The 15,819-nt window shown below is 63.0% G+C and carries 14 protein-coding genes; 9 read left to right on the forward strand and 5 right to left on the reverse strand.

Going from position 1 to position 15,819, the window contains the following annotated elements; genetic code table 11:
- Positions 1-4: 4 nt before the first annotated feature.
- The gene (locus tag LPA36_RS01545; RefSeq protein ID WP_228874383.1) at positions 5-946 is read right to left on the reverse strand and encodes an alpha/beta hydrolase; all 942 of its coding nucleotides are present in this window, start codon (positions 944-946) and stop codon (positions 5-7) included.
- A 495-nt stretch (positions 947-1,441) separates the two neighbouring features.
- On the opposite strand from LPA36_RS01545, the gene LPA36_RS01550 reads away from it, so the two are divergent.
- Positions 1,442-2,662, forward strand: coding sequence for a CaiB/BaiF CoA transferase family protein (locus tag LPA36_RS01550; protein WP_228874384.1), 1,221 nt, complete (start codon positions 1,442-1,444; stop codon positions 2,660-2,662).
- Positions 2,663-2,774: 112 nt separating this feature from the next.
- On the opposite strand, the gene LPA36_RS01555 is transcribed toward LPA36_RS01550, so the two are convergent.
- Entirely contained in the window at positions 2,775-3,479 is a 705-nt protein-coding gene (locus tag LPA36_RS01555; protein ID WP_228874385.1) for a TetR/AcrR family transcriptional regulator, read from the reverse strand.
- A 247-nt stretch (positions 3,480-3,726) separates the two neighbouring features.
- Between LPA36_RS01555 and LPA36_RS01560 the strand changes: the two genes are divergently transcribed.
- Complete coding sequence (locus LPA36_RS01560) at positions 3,727-4,848, forward strand: porin (protein ID WP_228874386.1); 1,122 nt, start codon at positions 3,727-3,729, stop codon at positions 4,846-4,848.
- Positions 4,849-4,991: 143 nt separating this feature from the next.
- Here LPA36_RS01560 and LPA36_RS01565 read toward each other — a convergent pair whose 3' ends face one another.
- From LPA36_RS01565 to LPA36_RS01575, 3 genes are all read right to left on the reverse strand, one after another.
- On the reverse strand, positions 4,992-6,569 hold the full coding sequence (locus LPA36_RS01565; RefSeq protein ID WP_228874387.1) for an acyl-CoA synthetase: 1,578 nt from the start codon (positions 6,567-6,569) through the stop codon (positions 4,992-4,994).
- Between the two features lie 200 nt (positions 6,570-6,769).
- A complete protein-coding gene (locus LPA36_RS01570) occupies positions 6,770-7,936 on the reverse strand; it encodes an acyl-CoA dehydrogenase family protein (protein WP_228874388.1) in 1,167 nt (388 codons plus the stop codon).
- Between the two features lie 320 nt (positions 7,937-8,256).
- Complete coding sequence (locus LPA36_RS01575) at positions 8,257-9,027, reverse strand: enoyl-CoA hydratase/isomerase family protein (protein WP_228874389.1); 771 nt, start codon at positions 9,025-9,027, stop codon at positions 8,257-8,259.
- 114 nt (positions 9,028-9,141) lie between these two features.
- Here LPA36_RS01575 and LPA36_RS01580 point away from each other — a divergent pair, with 114 nt between their 5' ends.
- From LPA36_RS01580 to LPA36_RS01610, 7 genes are all read left to right on the forward strand, one after another.
- Entirely contained in the window at positions 9,142-9,963 is an 822-nt protein-coding gene (locus LPA36_RS01580; RefSeq protein ID WP_228874390.1) for an IclR family transcriptional regulator, read from the forward strand.
- A 90-nt stretch (positions 9,964-10,053) separates the two neighbouring features.
- Entirely contained in the window at positions 10,054-10,239 is a 186-nt protein-coding gene (locus LPA36_RS01585; protein WP_228874391.1) for a hypothetical protein, read from the forward strand.
- Between the two features lie 126 nt (positions 10,240-10,365).
- Positions 10,366-11,196 (forward strand): SDR family NAD(P)-dependent oxidoreductase, encoded by an 831-nt coding sequence (locus LPA36_RS01590; protein ID WP_228874392.1) that lies wholly within the window; start codon positions 10,366-10,368, stop codon positions 11,194-11,196.
- Between the two features lie 138 nt (positions 11,197-11,334).
- Positions 11,335-12,474, forward strand: a complete 1,140-nt coding sequence (locus tag LPA36_RS01595) for an acyl-CoA dehydrogenase family protein (protein ID WP_228874393.1) — start codon at positions 11,335-11,337, stop codon at positions 12,472-12,474.
- A 31-nt stretch (positions 12,475-12,505) separates the two neighbouring features.
- Entirely contained in the window at positions 12,506-12,949 is a 444-nt protein-coding gene (locus LPA36_RS01600) for a MaoC family dehydratase N-terminal domain-containing protein (protein ID WP_228874394.1), read from the forward strand.
- A 147-nt stretch (positions 12,950-13,096) separates the two neighbouring features.
- Complete coding sequence (locus tag LPA36_RS01605) at positions 13,097-14,284, forward strand: lipid-transfer protein (RefSeq protein ID WP_228874395.1); 1,188 nt, start codon at positions 13,097-13,099, stop codon at positions 14,282-14,284.
- A 92-nt stretch (positions 14,285-14,376) separates the two neighbouring features.
- Positions 14,377-15,798 carry an aldehyde dehydrogenase family protein gene (locus tag LPA36_RS01610; RefSeq protein ID WP_228874396.1) on the forward strand — a complete coding sequence of 474 codons (1,422 nt, stop codon included), beginning with the start codon at positions 14,377-14,379 and terminating at the stop codon, positions 15,796-15,798.
- The last annotated feature ends 21 nt before the right edge of the window (positions 15,799-15,819 follow it).

Consider the following 15,819-nt stretch of genomic DNA (forward strand, 5'->3'; position numbering starts at 1 on the left):
CAGGTCAAAGGTCCCCACCGCCTATCGTCGAAGAACCGAGTCCGAGCTTCGGTCGAACCCACGCAGCCATTGAATTGATCGCTGCGTCAGCTTCCGGCGCGGTGCCGGCAAGGAACTGGAAGACGTGCTGCATGTCGGGGACCTGATCGATCTTCACTTCCACGCCGGCGGCTTTTGCCCGACTGGCAATACGACGGCTGTCGTCGAGCAGTACCTCTGCGTCGCCAACCGTCATGTAGAGCGGCGGAAAACCGTGATAGTCGATGTAGAGCGGGTTGGCATGCGGATGCTTCGGATCGCCATCGGGGCCAACAAACAGCGAGCCGAGCGCATTCGTCGTATCACGGGATACTAGCGCGTCGCGGGCGGCATTCGTGTCGTAGCTCTCACCTGACGTGTCCAGGCCAGCCCATAGCGACATTGGCATCGCAGCAGCAGGAAGCGGCAGCCCTTTCTCGCGCGCTGCGGCGATTGTCGTGAGCGCAAGTGCGCCGCCCGCGGAGTCGCCGGTCAACGCGACGCGTGCCGGATTAAGGCGTTCTGTTTTGAGCAGCCACTCGTAGGCCATGAGCATGTCGGTCAGCGGGCCGGGGTGCGGGTTTTCCGGCGCGCGTCGGTAATCGACGATCAAGGCCCGGCAGCCGACCGCTTTGGCGATATGCGCGAACATCTTGCGATGGGAGAACATCGACCCCATGACATACCCACCGCCATGCGAGCAGAGAAGCGCGCAGTCCTGTGCCGCCCCTTTGGGAATCGCCCACATTGCCGGCACGCCGCCTGCGTCGACTTCGATGTAATCGACTCCGCCCGGCTCAGCGGTCACATCACCCCAGTGCGAGAAGATGCGGCGAATGTCTTCGAGCGGCATGTCGGGATTCTCGCGCATCCTGGTGCCCCAGCTTGCGTAAAGTTGAGTGAGTTCAGCCGACTGGATGCTGGCCATAAGGTAAGTCTCCGATATATTTAATTGGGCAGGGATTGCATGCTGCATCCGCGCGATCCATGCGCGCCCATGAAGCGTATTGACGAGCGGAACGACTCCTGGATTTCGATATCAACAACGAGGGCCCGGAAGACGGAAAGCGCGGGCTCGCAGTCGTAAGCAACACACCGGTGCCGATGACGTTAAGCGTCCCGGCCGAGCTTTTGGCGAGGCTAAGGCTTGCGTTGTATTTAGTGAAACTAATCATAAAGTCCACCACTTTCGCCCTACAGTCACCACCACGATCAAGCTCTCCGAGAAACTGGCACGCTTGCGCAACGGTCGCCGTGGCAGCATGAATAGCAGCTGACAGAATCGTTCGCGATTCCGGCGTCACATCCCGGCAAGTCGCTTTCCGATATGAATGTATCAACTTACTTGTCCATTGACAAGTAAGTTGATACGATGCGTTGACTCGCGCGACGCCGAGAGCCTGGCTTTTCTCAAGGAGTGCATGTGAATTCTTCTTCTGGTACCGCGGCCGGCCCGCTGCGTGGCATCCGAATCCTCGATCTCACGTCGGTCGTGCTTGGGCCGTTCGCGACAAGGATTCTCGGCGACTATGGCGCCGACATCATTAAAGTAGAAGGCATCGACGGCGACGTGATGCGCGCGAATGGCACGTCGCGTCACGCCGGCATGAGCTCCATCTTTCTAGGCATCAATCGCAACAAACGGTCGCTGGCGATCGACCTCAAGACACCGGAAGGCAGGGAGATCTGTTTGCGGCTTTCTTCCCAGGTTGACGTGGTGGTCCACAACATGCGCGTCTCGGCCATCGAACGACTGGGTCTGGGCTACGAAGCCGTGCGTGCCGTCAATCCTTCAGTGGTGTATTGCGCGGCGACGGGTTTTGAACAGGCTGGGCCGCACCGGTCCAAGCCTGCCTTCGACGACATCATTCAGGCCACGTGCGGCCTGGCGAGCCTGATGGGGGAGGTCGGAGCGGAGCCTGCCTTCGTCCCTGCGCTGGTGGCCGACAAGACAGCCGGCATGGCGCTGGTCAACGCGGTCCTGGCTGCATTGCTGCATCGCGAGCGCGAAGGCGGCGGGCAGTACGTTGAAGTTCCTATGCTGGAAACGATGGTCGACTTCACAATGGCCGAGCATATGGGCGGCCTCGCGTTTGAACCGACCCTAGGCGATGTCGGTTACGCACGAATTTTGAAGCGAGGGCGCAGGCCCGTGCGTACCCGCGACGGTCACATTTCCATGCTGCCCTATAGCCCTTCACAGTGGATGAGTCTCTTCCAGCGGGTCGATCATCATGATCTTATATCCGGCTATGATCTGTCGGATCGGCACAAGCTCAATGCATGTCTGAGCGACCTGTATCGGCAACTCGAGGCAATCGCGCCTGATCGGTCCACGCGGGAATGGGTGGAGATTTGCGACGAACTCGATATTCCGGCGGCCGCCATCCATGATCTGAAAGAGTTGCCGAATCATCCTCAACTCAGTGCGGTCAATCTGTTTCAGTCGATTGAGCATCCGACCGAGGGCAGCTTGCGCATGATTCGGCCGACCACGTTGTTTAGTCAGACTCCTGCAAGCGTCCGTCGGCACGCACCGTTGCTCGGCGAGCACTCGATAGAAATCCTGCAGACGCTAGGTATGGACAGAACGGAGATAGACGCCCTCGTGCAGCGCGGTGTTGTCGCCATGGCCGCAACATAGCGCGAGATTCTGCGAAAGAAGTCGAGTCCGGGTCTGAATTATGTTCGTCAAACAACAAACATAATTCAGCACGGTGGTTTCCCCGCATCCGGTTCAAGCCGGATTCTTGCGTTCAAGCGCGTGCACGTCCGGCGTAGAGCGCCAGCCACGTCTGGGGCCGCCGTGAATATGCCCGGATGGTCATGGTCATGACTTCCGCTGCTACCTTGGTCAGGTCTATGTTTGAATTCTTGAGAAGGCTCTGCAGCATGACACCGCGGACGGTACCCAGTAAAGCGACGGCGGCCGCCTCCGGGACGACGTCTTCGCGAACTTCCTTCTTCGCGATCGCTTGCTCGAAGTAGCCTTGCAGGATGCCGATGACAGTCTCGTTGTAGATGGCCAGATTGGCGCCGGCTTCCGTCCCGTCAGTCATTCCTTCCGCCATCAGTATCAGCAGCGCGCGCGTGCTGATCCAGCCGTCGTCGGTGCGTCCAAAATAGATGCGAATAAATTCCAGCACCGCATGGAAACCATCGCCACGGCTCGGTGCTTCAGTGACCATGGTTTTGAAGTTCTCACCGATCTGAGCGGCGAGCGAGCGCAGCAACTCCGGCTTGCTGCCGAAATAATGAGTAGCAAGACCGCGGCTATAGCCGGCGGCAATACCTACGTCGCCGAGCGTCATCCCGACCCACCCCTTGTGCGCGACGATCTCCTGCGCAGCTTCCAGCAGTCGGGCCTCGGCGTCGCTGCGCCGCTGTTCCTGGGTTCGTCTGGGCTGTTGGGCGTCGTCAGCGGGCGGAGCGACGTCCTGATAATTTTTTTTCGACGACATGAATCTGGCGACCTTTCAACAAACTGATTGGAAGCAAGAATATCACGCGGGACTTCCGCTCCCGATTCGTGGGCGTCAGCGTTTACACCGGCATGCTTTTGCTTGTTGGTCAACAAATAAGCTAATAACATTAGACTGTGGTTGAGCGGGAGGCAGGGACGAAGTGGCCACTTGCGCATACGAAAGTAAGTAATAAGTAATGCAAATCAAATCTGCCTTGTGGCGGAGACAGAAAGAGGAGACATGCATGCGGTTTAGCGACATCGGTAAAGGTATTTTCGGCGCTTCCCTGATTGCCGCGGCGGGCACCGCGATGGCCGACACAAATGTGACGCTCTACGGCGTTGTCGATGTGTTCGGACAATATCTGGGCAACGGCGGTACGCATACTTTCTCGGAGGGCAGCGGCGGCTCGACGGGATCGCTGTTCGGGCTCAAGGGCAGTGAAGATCTGGGTGGCGGCCTGAAGGCAGATTTCGACGTCGAGAATGGCTTCAACATCAATAACGGAACGCCCTATGCCGATACGACGACGCTGTTCTATCGTCAGGCCTGGGTCGGACTATCGGATGGCAATTACGGTTCGGTGAGTTTCGGTCGTCAATATCAGCCGAGCTTCCGCGTGGTCTATCCAACCGACCCGTTCCGGGCCAACGAGAACCTGTCGCCGCTATCCGCCGCGGTGCTGGCGATCGATCGCAACACGCTCGCCACGCAGTTCATCGTCGGCCGCACCAGCAACTCGGTGCTTTATCAGTCGCCCAATCTGCGCGGCGTGCAGTTCTCCGCGATGTACGGGTTCGCGGCGACGGTGACGCAACCGATACCTGAGACGCTTGGCAATATGGTCGACCTAGGGCTTTCTTATACGGGTTACGGGCTCTACGCGGGGATCGGCTATCAGAATCAGCATGCGGCCATCGAGACGTTCCCCGGCCTCCCAGAGGTTCTGAACATGCTCGGCACCGAGCATTTCATTGGTGCGCTCGCGTATCGGCTCGGTATTGTCAACTTCCAGTTCAACTATTCGTATGCCCGCCCGAAGGATGCGCCGGCCGGTTCTCTCGCCGCGCTCCTCGACGCGGGGCATTCGGTGAGCACCATGGAGCTCGGGGTGACGATCCAGGCGACGCCGGCGGATACGATTGAAGTGGCGGGTATCGAGCGCGATGTGCGTGGCGCACACGACAATACGCCGGGTGTGCAGATTGGCATTGATCACAGCATTTCGAAACGGACGAGCGTCTATATGCGCGCCGGCTACCTGAAGAACAACGGAACGGCGACGACGAGCTGGCCGGGCGTAGCCGTCACCGAAGCCGCGGCAACACAAACACTCGCCGTGGTGGGTATGACGCATCGCTTCTAGGGAGCGCCGCTCGGGACGGTGTCCGGCCGCTGCTGCTTGATACCGACCTGACCGGGGACATTCCCCGGTTCGAAGAGGAGTGTCCTGAGTTATTGAGACCAATGGGACGGACGCACGTCCGTCCCGGTTCGCCGTCGCCCGGGTCAGGCTTTGGTGTCGGTGGATGTCCAGTAACGCTTGCGCAGCTCTGTTTTATAGAGCTTGCCGGTGGGCAGGCGCGGCAACTGATCGACGAAGTCAACAGACTTCGGCACCATATAGCGCGCCACCTTGCCGCGCAGATACGCTATCAGTTCCTCAGCCAGCTCCGGACCCAACCCCGGCCCGACTTCAGGCTCCACTTGCACGACCGCCTTCACGGCCTCGCCCATTTCGTCGTCCGGCACGCCGATTACCGCCGCATCGCTCACCTTCGGATGCGAGATCAACGCGTCCTCGATGGCCTGCGGGTAGATATTCACACCACCCGAAATAATCATGAACGTCGTGCGGTCCGTCAGATAGAGATAACCGTACGCATCCACGTAGCCGACGTCGCCCACCGCCATCCATGTCGGATGGCGTGGATGCTGGGTCGAACGCGTCTTGTCGGGGGCATTGTGATATTGGAAGGCCACGTTGTCGCGCCCGAAGTAGATCAGCCCGGTCTCGCCCACTGGCAGTTCGTTGCCATCGTCGTCGCAGATATGCACGGTACCGAGTACAGAGCGGCCCACTGAGCCGCGGTGTGCCAGGTACTCCTCGCTGGTGATCGTGGTCAGCCCGACCCCTTCGCTCGAACCGTAGTACTCGAAGATCACCGGGCCCCACCAATCGATCATCTTCAGCTTGATGTCGACCGGGCACGGTGCTGCGGAATGGATTGCGAAGCGTAGGCTGGAGAGATCGTAGGCGAGGCGCTCAGCGTCCGGCAGCTTCAGCATGCGCACGAACATGGTCGGCACCCACTGGCTGTGCGTGATGCGGTAGCGCTGAATCAGTGCGAGAGCGTGGGCCGGATCGAACTTCTCCATGAATACGACGGTGCCTCCAACGGCGTGAATGCTGATTGCCCAGCCGAGCGGCGCGGCGTGATACAGCGGCGCCGGCGACAGGTAGACCATGTCGTCAAAGAAGGCGTAATGCTCGGCGTTGAGCTTGCGGCGAAAGGGATCCAGCATGCCGCGCACATCCGTGGTATGCGGTGTGCGCACGATGCCTTTGGGCCGCCCCGTGGTGCCCGAGCTATACAGCATCATGACCCCGAGTTGCTCGTCGGCGATGGGCTCGGCCGGATATGCCGCGACGGTAGCCTCGAACGACGGCCAGCCGTCGGCGGTGCCGTCCACCATCAGGCGGTGCGGGCAAGCGGGCATGCGCTCCGATAGAGCTTCGGCCAGCGCACGCACTCCATGCGAGCAGACAATCGCCTTCGCGTTGCTGTCCGCGACGATGTAGGCCGCCTCGTCGGGCGTCAGGAAACGGTTGATGGCGGTAATCACGAGCCCCGAGCGCATGGCGGCCCAGACGATCTCGAAGTAGCGGATGTGGTTGTCCATCAGCACGGCCACGTGATCGCCCGCACGCAGGCCCTGTTCCCGGAGGTAGTGGGCGTAGCGGTTCGAGCGCGCCTCCAGTTCGGCGTAAGTCAGCGAGGTGCCAGTGGTGCCGTTGATGATGGCAACTTTATCGGGGGTGCGGCGGGCGTGGTCGCCGGGATAGGTCCAGCCTGATGTATCCATGGGTAACGTCTCCTCCTGAGGCCGACGGGGACCGTACGCGAGCATCCTCGCCGGCGTTTCTGTGTGTGTGCGGTTTTTGCGTGCCGTTCGCGCGCAGTCAATGCATCTGACCGGAATGGGATCGCAGCGATGCCTGAGAGTCGTTCCACCGTCGCATCCTGTTCTTATGGAATGGACTCATCTCCGCGTCCCTTCGCGCGTTAGCGGCGCAGACCGAGCAGATCGCGTGCAACCACCCAGCGGTGCACCTCGCTCGGCCCTTCATAGATGCGCATCAGACGCGTGTCGTTGGCCATCTGCTGCAGAGGGAGTTCCTTGGTCATACCCATTGCACCGAAGGTCTGCATCGCGTAATCGATTACGTCCCACGCCATCTCCGTCGCGTAGACCTTGATCATCGACACCTGGGTGCGAGCTTCCTCGCCAGCATCGATGCGGCTGGCGGCTTCGTAGGTCATGAGGCGGCAGGCGTGGATGCGCGTGGCGGCATCCGCCACCCACCACTGGATTGCCTGGCGCTGCGCCAGCGGCGCGCCGAAAGTCTGGCGCTGCTGCGCATACTCGCACAGCATGTCGAGAGCCCGCTGGGCGCGGCCGATGCACCACGCGGCCATCTGCACGCGGCGAGTCGATAGCCGTGCCTGCATGGGAGCGAAGCCTTGGCCCTCAACCCCGAGTAGTTGCGATGCCGGCACACGGCAGTCTTCCAGCACAACCTCATAGGTGGACACGCCGCCGATCATCGGAATGCGGCGCCCCACTTGGAACCCCGGCGTGCCGCGATCGACGATAAAGGCCGAGATGCCGCCGCGTGCGGCGAGAGCCTTGTCTGTCACGGCCATGACGATGGTCCAGTCCGCCTGCGCGGCGCGGCTGATCCAGATCTTGCGGCCGTTGATGACCCAGTCGTCGCCGTCGCGGACGGCTCGCGTGGTCATCATGGCGGGATCGCCGCCTGCGCCTGGCTCGGAGATGGCCATTGCCGAGGCGGTCTCGCCGCGGGCGTACGGAGCGAGGTACTTCTCGCGCTGCATCGCACTGGCGCTCAGCATCAGCATGCGCAGATTCGGCGAGTCGGGCGGCAGTTCGTATGGCGTGATCGTTTTGCCGAGTTCTTCGTTGACGCCGACCACGGCCACGACGGGCAGGTCCGAGCCGCCCATTTCTTCGGGAGCGTCCAGACCCCACAGGCCGAGTTCACGCGACATCGCGTTCAGGCGCTCATGTTCGGCCGGCAGCAATGCAAGCTGCCCGGTTTCGGCCTCGCGCGCCATGACGGCGGTCTCCAGCGGGATCAGTTGCTCGCGCACAAAGCGTGCAACGAGATCCTTGAGCATGCGGTGTTCACTCTCGAGTTCGAACTTCATAATGGATTCCAGTGAGAACAGGATTGCCGGCTTGCGTCGAGTTCGCGCAGGAGGTCGGCGGTGTTGTGCTCACCCGCGTCGATGCTTAGCGACACTGGGCAAGCAATTTAGCGATGAAGCGGGAAGGCACGGCTCGTATAGCGGTCATAAGGCGAGCGTTCTGTGCCCAGGAACCGGAAGGCCACGCATGTATGAATGGTCGATCAACGGGAGCAGTCTGATGAACGAGGCATGGAGGCCGAGCCATGTCACGCAGAGGAACGTCGACATGGGCGGTCGGCGGCAGGCTTGCGAGCCGTTTCGCACGTCGTCGCCTTCGGTCAGCGCCGCTGGAACACCGGTGCGCGGCGAGCCGACATGGCGGCCACGCCTTCGCGGAAGTCTTCGCTGCGGAACTGGCTGTGCTGGACTTCCAGTTCGCGCTGGTTGACCTCCGCGATGCGCTCCGCCAGACCCCGGCGCAGCGTCGCGCGGGTGGTCTCCACCGCCAATGGCGCGGAAAGGGCAATTTCGCGCGCCAGCTCCCGCGCTTGGGCGCTAACGTCAGCCTGGGGCACGAGATGATCGATGAGGCCTATTTCCAGCGCCTCCTTGCCGGTGATTCGCCGGCCGGTGAAGAAGAGTTCCGCTGCGCGCTGCTCGCCCACCACACGCGGCAACGTCACGCTCATGCCGAATCCCGGGTGAATGCCGAGACGATTGAAGTTGGCGCTAAAGCGCGCCTCAGCGCAGCTCACGCGAAAATCCGCTACTAGCGCGAGGCCCAGTCCCGCGCCGACCGCGGCACCCGCCACGGCGGCGATGATGGGCTTGCGGGTGCGAAACAGTTTCATCGCGTGGCCATAGAACACGGCGGGGTCGCCTGGCGCGCCGCCGCCAGGAGCCGCGCTGAAATCCGCGCCGGCACAGAACACGTCGACTCCGGATTGCAGGACTACCGCGCGGCACGTGTCGTCTTCATCCAGGGCCGCCAGCATGTTCACGAGTTGCTCGATCGTCGCGGTGTCGACGAAGTTCTGCGGCGGCCGCGTCAGCGTGATGCGAGCCACGTGGCCGTCGTGTGAGAGTTGGAGGTCGGTGGCGGATGTCATGCTTGGGCGCTCCTGTGGAGGGTTGTATTCCTGCGGTACGCGGGAAGTGCAGTATTCCGCTGCGAAGAGAGCCTAGCTATACTGAATTTTCATCTGGCGAAAATATGCAACTCCATGGATAGCAGCGAACGAAAGACCTCCACCCGGCGTGTGACGTACGAGACGGGGCGCTTCACCCGCGAAACCGCCGGCAGCGATTCGCTGCACCGGGGCTTGTCACTTCTGAAAGCGTTCCGGGCGGGAGCCGGTGCATTGACCAACGGAGAACTGGCGGCACGCACCGGTCTGCCGCGCCCTACGGTCAGCCGGTTGACGCGGGTGCTCGTCGATACAGGCTTCCTGCGCTATGACGTCGGTGAACGCGCTTACCGGCTTGGCGCAGCCGTCCTCAGTCTCGCGGACGCCTTCCAGCAGGCGAGCCGCGTGCCCGAAGCCGCTCTGCCGTTGATGCGAGCCGTCGCGCTGGCTGGCAGGGTCAACGTCGGGCTGGCTGTGGGCGACGGTCCCGACATGGTGTATCTCGCGTCCGTCAGGCACAGCGGCGACAGCGTGACGCGCACGCGGCGCGTCGTGCCGGGAACGCGTGCGCCGGTCGAACTGACGGCCATCGGTCTCGCGTATCTCGCGGCATTGCCGGAGGACGTGCGAGTGGCTCTTCTGGAAGAAATCGCGGGACGCTACGGCGACGCGTGGGCGCCGCTCGGCGCAAATGCGGAGCGCGCCATGGTTGAGGCGCGCCAGCGGGGCTATTGCACGGCGGCCTATCAGCCAGGGCACATGCGTGCGGTCGCCACCACCTTCGTCGGCGCGGACCGGGAGCTTTACGCGGTCAACATCAGCTTCCCTGACAAGGTGAGCAACGACGCCGACATCTCTCGTCATGTGACTAGCCTGCGGACCCTGGTGACCGACATCCAGGCAGCCTGGCAAGCGTGAGCGCGCCGGCGCGCGTTATCGCGCGCGCCATCACCTTCTACGCCGCTGATTTTTGCGGCAGCGACCCCACCCCGTAGCGGGGGGGCGCAGATGACTACCCATCCCCCCCGCAGCGCATGGTGCCTGTGCGACGGCGCTGCCACTATCCTCGACGTCATTCCCGGATCAGGGTTCGGACTCACGAAGCTCCAGGGCGACGTGATGGACACGGGCCAGCAACTCGTCGGCGTATATCGCTATACAAAGCGACAGGCGGAGCACTACTGGCCGGCATGACGTCGAATGCCTTCGGCAACGTGAACATCGCTTGCTCGATGGGCCATCGGTGTTGTACCTCGCCTCGCCCCGCGTCAGCGGCCCGACCCCGATCGAATCAATCCGCAATCACTCAGGAGTACGGAAATGAGCAAACTCGCAGGCAAGGTGGCGCTGGTCAGCGGCTCGGGCCGTGGCATCGGCCGTTCGCTGGCGCTGAAGCTGGCGTCCGACGGTGCGCGCGTGGTCGTCAACGATCTCGACGCCGATCCGGCCAATGAAGTCGTCGAACTGATCAGGCAGCAGGGTGGCGAAGCGGTGGCGTGCGCCGGCAGCGTCACCGCGCCGGACTTCGCCGACCGCTTCATCAGGACGGCCGTCGATCACTACAAAGGCATCGACATCATCGTCAACAACGCGGGCTTCACCTGGGACAACGTCATCCAGAAGATGACCGACGAGCAGTGGTACGCCATCATCGACTGCCACATGACGGCGCCGTTCCGCATCCTGCGCGCCGCCCAGCCCGTCATCTCCGCCGCTGCCAAAGCGGAGGCTGCCGAGGGCCGCGAAGTATGGCGCAAGGTGGTGAATATTTCGTCGACCGCTGCAGGCGGCAACGCCGGGCAGGCCAACTACTCGTCGGCGAAGTCGGGCATCCTGGGCATGACCAAGAGTCTCGCGAAAGAGTGGGGACGCCTCAAGGTGAACGTCAATGCGGTGGCTTTCGGTTTGATCGAAACGCGCCTGACCCAGGCGCTCTCCGGCGATGAGAGCAAGACGGTGAACATCGAGGGGCGCGAGATCAAGGTCGGCGTGCAGAAGGCGATGATCGACAACGCTGGCCGGACCATCCCCGCTGGTCGAGCGGGCACGCCCGACGAAGCCGCGAACGCGGTGTATCTGTTCTGTCAGCCGGAGTCCAACTACGTGTCCGGCCAGGTGCTGGTCTGCGGCGGCGGCTACGGCGCCATCTGACGACTCGTCCCGGACGCCCGTCTGTGTGCGAGGGGAGTCGGTCCTCCTGAAGGACGCGGTCGCCTCGCCGCACGGCGCAATCATGTGCAGAAAGTCTGCCACCCCACAGCCACAGAACCGAACAGGGAGCAACACACAGTGAATGTCAGTCGCGATGTCTTTCGAGAGGATCACGAGCAATATCGCACGTCGGTGCGGCGTTTCTTCGAGCGTGAATGCGTGCCGCGTCAGGAGGCCTGGAACGCAGCCGGAATGGTTGATCGTGAGACCTGGCTGAAGGCCGGCCGGGACGGGCTGCTGTGCGTCACGACCCCGGTTGAGTATGGCGGCGGTGGCGGCGACTTCGGCCATGTGGCCGTCATCGCCGAAGAGGCGGCGCGCGCGGGCGTCAGCGGCTTCGGCTATGGCGTGCATTCTTCCGTGGTCGCACCGTACATCACGCGCCTCGGCAACGAGGAACAGAAGCAACGCTGGCTGCCGAAAGCGTGCTCCGGCGAAGCCATCCTCGCCATTGCGATCACCGAGCCGGGCAGCGGGTCCGACATGAAGGCATGCCGCACCACCGCCGTCCTTGACGGCGACGAGTGGGTGATCAACGGCAGCAAGACCTTCATCAGCAACGGCATGACGGCCGACCTGATCATGGTGGTCTGCAAGACCGATCCGGACGCCGGCGCGAAGGGCGTCAGCATCATCTTCGTCGAGACTGACCGCCCGGGGTTCCGCCGCGGCCGCAAGTTGCAGAAGGTCGGTCAGCCCGCGGCGGATACCGCCGAGCTGTTCTTCGACAACGTGCGCGTGCCGGCCGGCAATCTGCTGGGCGAGGTCAACAAGGGCTTCGGCTACCTGATGCACGACCTCTCGCAGGAGCGCCTGGGCATTGCGCTCAACGCGGCCTCCCAACTCGAAACAGCGCTCGAACACACTTTGGCCTATGTGAAGGACCGCCAGGCCTTCGGCCAGACTGTCTGGGATTTTCAGAACACCAAATTCAAGCTGGCCGACGCGAAGGCAGGCGCGATGGCGGTACGCGCTCTGGTCGACAACTGCCTCGCGAAGCTTTTGCGCGGCGAGTTGACCAGCGAAGAAGCGGCGGTCGCCAAGCTGTTCGCCACCGAGACCATGTGGAAGCACGTCGACGACATGGTGCAACTGCATGGCGGCTACGGCTACATGATCGAATATCCGATCGCCCGCATCTTCACCGATCAGCGCATCGCGCGCATCTTCGGCGGCAGCAACGAGGTGATGCGCGACATCATCTCGCGCAAGCTGTAAGCGCGGCACCCCGACACGAGGAGACGACGAGATGGCAGACAAGAGTCTGATCGGCCGGGTGATGTCCCACGGCACGGTCGAGGTGGAGAACGGGCGCCTGCGCTTCTTCGCCAAGGCTACCGGAGAGACCAGTCCGATCTACACCGACGAGGCCGCCGCGCACGCTGCCGGCCATCCGGCGCTGCCGGTGCCTCCGACTTTCCTGATGTGTCTGAATAGCGGCATCGGCGACACGCGGGCCAGCCTCGCGATTCTGCAACTGGACCTGGGCCGCATCCTGCATGCCGAACAGGCTTTCGACTACCGCCGGATGGCCTACGCCGGTGACACGCTGCGCTTCGAGACGAAGATCGAAGACATCTACGACAAGAAGGGCGGCGCGCTGCACTTTGTCGTGCAGGCCACGAGAGTGACTAACCAGCACGACGAACACGTGGCCGACCTGCGCAGCACGCTAGTCGAGCGGCGCGGCTGAGCGAAGGTCATCAAGACGGCGACGCTGCAAGCTCACCGCTTTGACGACGTGAAAGCCGGCGAAGCCACGAGCGCGCCGAGTCTCTGACCGCGCAAACATCCAACTGCCCGTCCGCCTGAGGCGGGCTCCAATTCAAGAGAGAACACTATGAGTGAGAAAGTCTTAGTCGGCGGCGTCGGTATGATCCCCTTCAGCAAGCCGGGCGCGAGCCCGAGCTATACGGAGATGGGCGCGGAAGCCGTGCGTCTCGCACTGCGCGATGCCGGCATCGGCTATGAATCGATCCAGGAAGCGTACGTTGGCTATGTGTTCGGCGACTCGACCTGCGGCCAGACCGCGCTGTATGAAGTGGGCCTGACCGGCATCCCGGTCGTCAACGTCAACAACAACTGCTCGACAGGCTCGACGGCCCTGTGGCTTGCTCGCAAGGCCGTGGAGACGGGCGCGGCCGACTGCGTGCTGGCACTGGGCTTCGAACAGATGCAGGCGGGCGCACTGAAGGCTCACTGGGACGACCGTCCGCGTCCGCGCGAGCGCTTCCTGCCCATCCTGATGAACCTGACCGCAGACGCCGAGAACGTTCCGCAGGCACTACGCGGCTTCGGCGGTGCCGGCCGCGAGCATATGCAGAAGTACGGCACCAGCATGCGTGCCTTTGCTGAGATCCGGGCCAAGGCCAGCCGCCACGCGGCCAACAACCCGCTGGCGCTGTTCCGCAACGTCGTAAGCGCCGACGATGTCATGAACGACAAGGTGGTGTGGCCCGGCGTGATGACCCGCCTGATGGCTTGCCCGCCGACCTGTGGTGCCGCCGCCGCGCTGATCGTTTCGGAGCGCTTTGCCAGAAAGCACAATCTCCGCACCGACGTGCAGATCCTCGCGCAGTCCATGACGAGCGACCCTGTCGAATCATTCGACCCGCCGTCGCTGATCTCTTATGTGGGCAGCCATATGACCCGCGCTGCCGCGAAGGAAGTCTACGAGAAAGCCGGCGTCGGGCCGGAGGACATCAAGGTATGCGAGCTGCACGACTGCTTCGCCCACAACGAACTGCTCACTTATGAAGGATTGGGTTTCTGCCCGACCGGCGAAGCCGAAAAGTTCATCATGGACGGCAGCAACACCTATGGCGGCAAGGTCGTGGCCAACCCGTCCGGCGGCCTGCTCTCCAAGGGGCATCCGCTGGGCGCAACCGGCCTCGCGCAATGCTACGAGTTGACGCATCAGTTGCGCGGTACCGCCGACAAACGTCAGGTGGAAGGCGCGAACCTCGCGTTACAGCATAACCTCGGACTCGGTGGCGCCTGCGTGGTGACGCTCTACGGCAAGCACTGAGGCCGCCCCCCTGCGACGGGTGGGGGGGCGCGGGCTCGGCCTGGCGCAAGCTCTCGTGTCGCAAGAAAATACCAACGGAGACACGCCTGACCATGCAGAACCTCAACACCTTCTATATCGACGGCGTCTGGCAGTTGCCGGCACCGGGCGCCTCCAGCGCGGAGATCGTCAATCCGGCGACCGAGGAAGTCATCGGTACGCTCGCCCTCGGCACCGAAGCCGATGTGAAGCGTGCGGTCACGGCCGCGCGCGCAGCTTTTCCGGCCTGGTCCGCGACCAGCCGCGACGAGCGTTTGGGTTTGCTGGGGCGGCTGGCCGAACTGTACGCATCCCGGATGGACGACATCGCGACGGCGATCCACCAGGAAATCGGCGCGCCGCTGTGGTTGTGCCGCTCTCGCCAGGCGCCGCTCGGCCTACGTGTGCTCGAGTCGGCGATTGCGGCGCTGAAAGAGATGGAGTTCACGCGCAATCTCGGCAACACGGAGGTGGTGAGCGAGCCCATCGGCGTGGCCGCGCTCATCACCCCGTGGAACTGGCCGGCCGGTACGCTCATGGGCAAAGTCGCCTACGCGCTCGCCGCAGGCTGCACAGTCGTCCTCAAGCCGTCGGAGGTGGCGCCGCTCGACGCCCGCTTGATCGCAGAGATCGTGCATGAAGCCGGCTTCCCACCTGGCGTGTTCAACATGATGTACGGCCTCGGCCCGGTGGTCGGCGCGGCACTGTCGCGGCATCCGGACGTCGACGTCATTTCGCTGACCGGATCCACCCGCGCCGGCACCGAAGTCGCCGCCGCCGCGGCTTCGACGGTCAAGCGCGTGCTGCTGGAACTGGGCGGCAAATCGCCCAATGTGATTCTGGATGATGCGGACCTGGCCGTAGCGGTTCGGGAAGGCGTCATCGCGTGCATGCTGAATTCAGGCCAGACGTGTGTGGCGCCGACACGCATGCTAGTTCCGCGCCATCTCCACGAAGAGGCCACCCGCATCGCGGCGCAGGTCGCGGGCGGCCTCAAGGTAGGCGATCCGTCCCAGGACGAAAACAAGATCGGCGCGCTGGCGAGCCGGGCGCAGTTCGAGAAAGTTCAGTGCATGATCGCTGTCGGTATCGAGGACGGCACCACCGTGGTGGCAGGCGGTCCTGGCCGGCCCGAAGGCGTGAAGAAAGGCTACTTCGTTCGTCCGACCATCTTTGCCAATGTCAGCAACGACTCGCCCATCGCACGCGAAGAGATCTTCGGCCCCGTGCTGGCGATCATTCCCTACGACAGCGAGGACGACGCCGTCGCCATTGCCAACGACACCGACTATGGTCTGGCGGCCTACGTCTGGTCGGGCGATGCCGCGCGCGCGCGTCGGGTGGCAGGCCGGCTACGCGCTGGCTCGGTACGCATCAATGGCGCCAGCCCGGATAACGCGGCGCCGTTCGGCGGGTACAAGCGTTCGGGAAACGGGCGCGAGCTGGGCATCTACGGGCTCGCCGAATATCTCGAACACAAGTCGATCGCTGGCTGATCGCCCAAGGTCGGTGCGGCC

The sequence above is a fragment of the Paraburkholderia saeva genome, from assembly GCF_907164555.1.
Taxonomy (GTDB): Bacteria; Pseudomonadota; Gammaproteobacteria; order Burkholderiales; family Burkholderiaceae; genus Paraburkholderia; species Paraburkholderia saeva.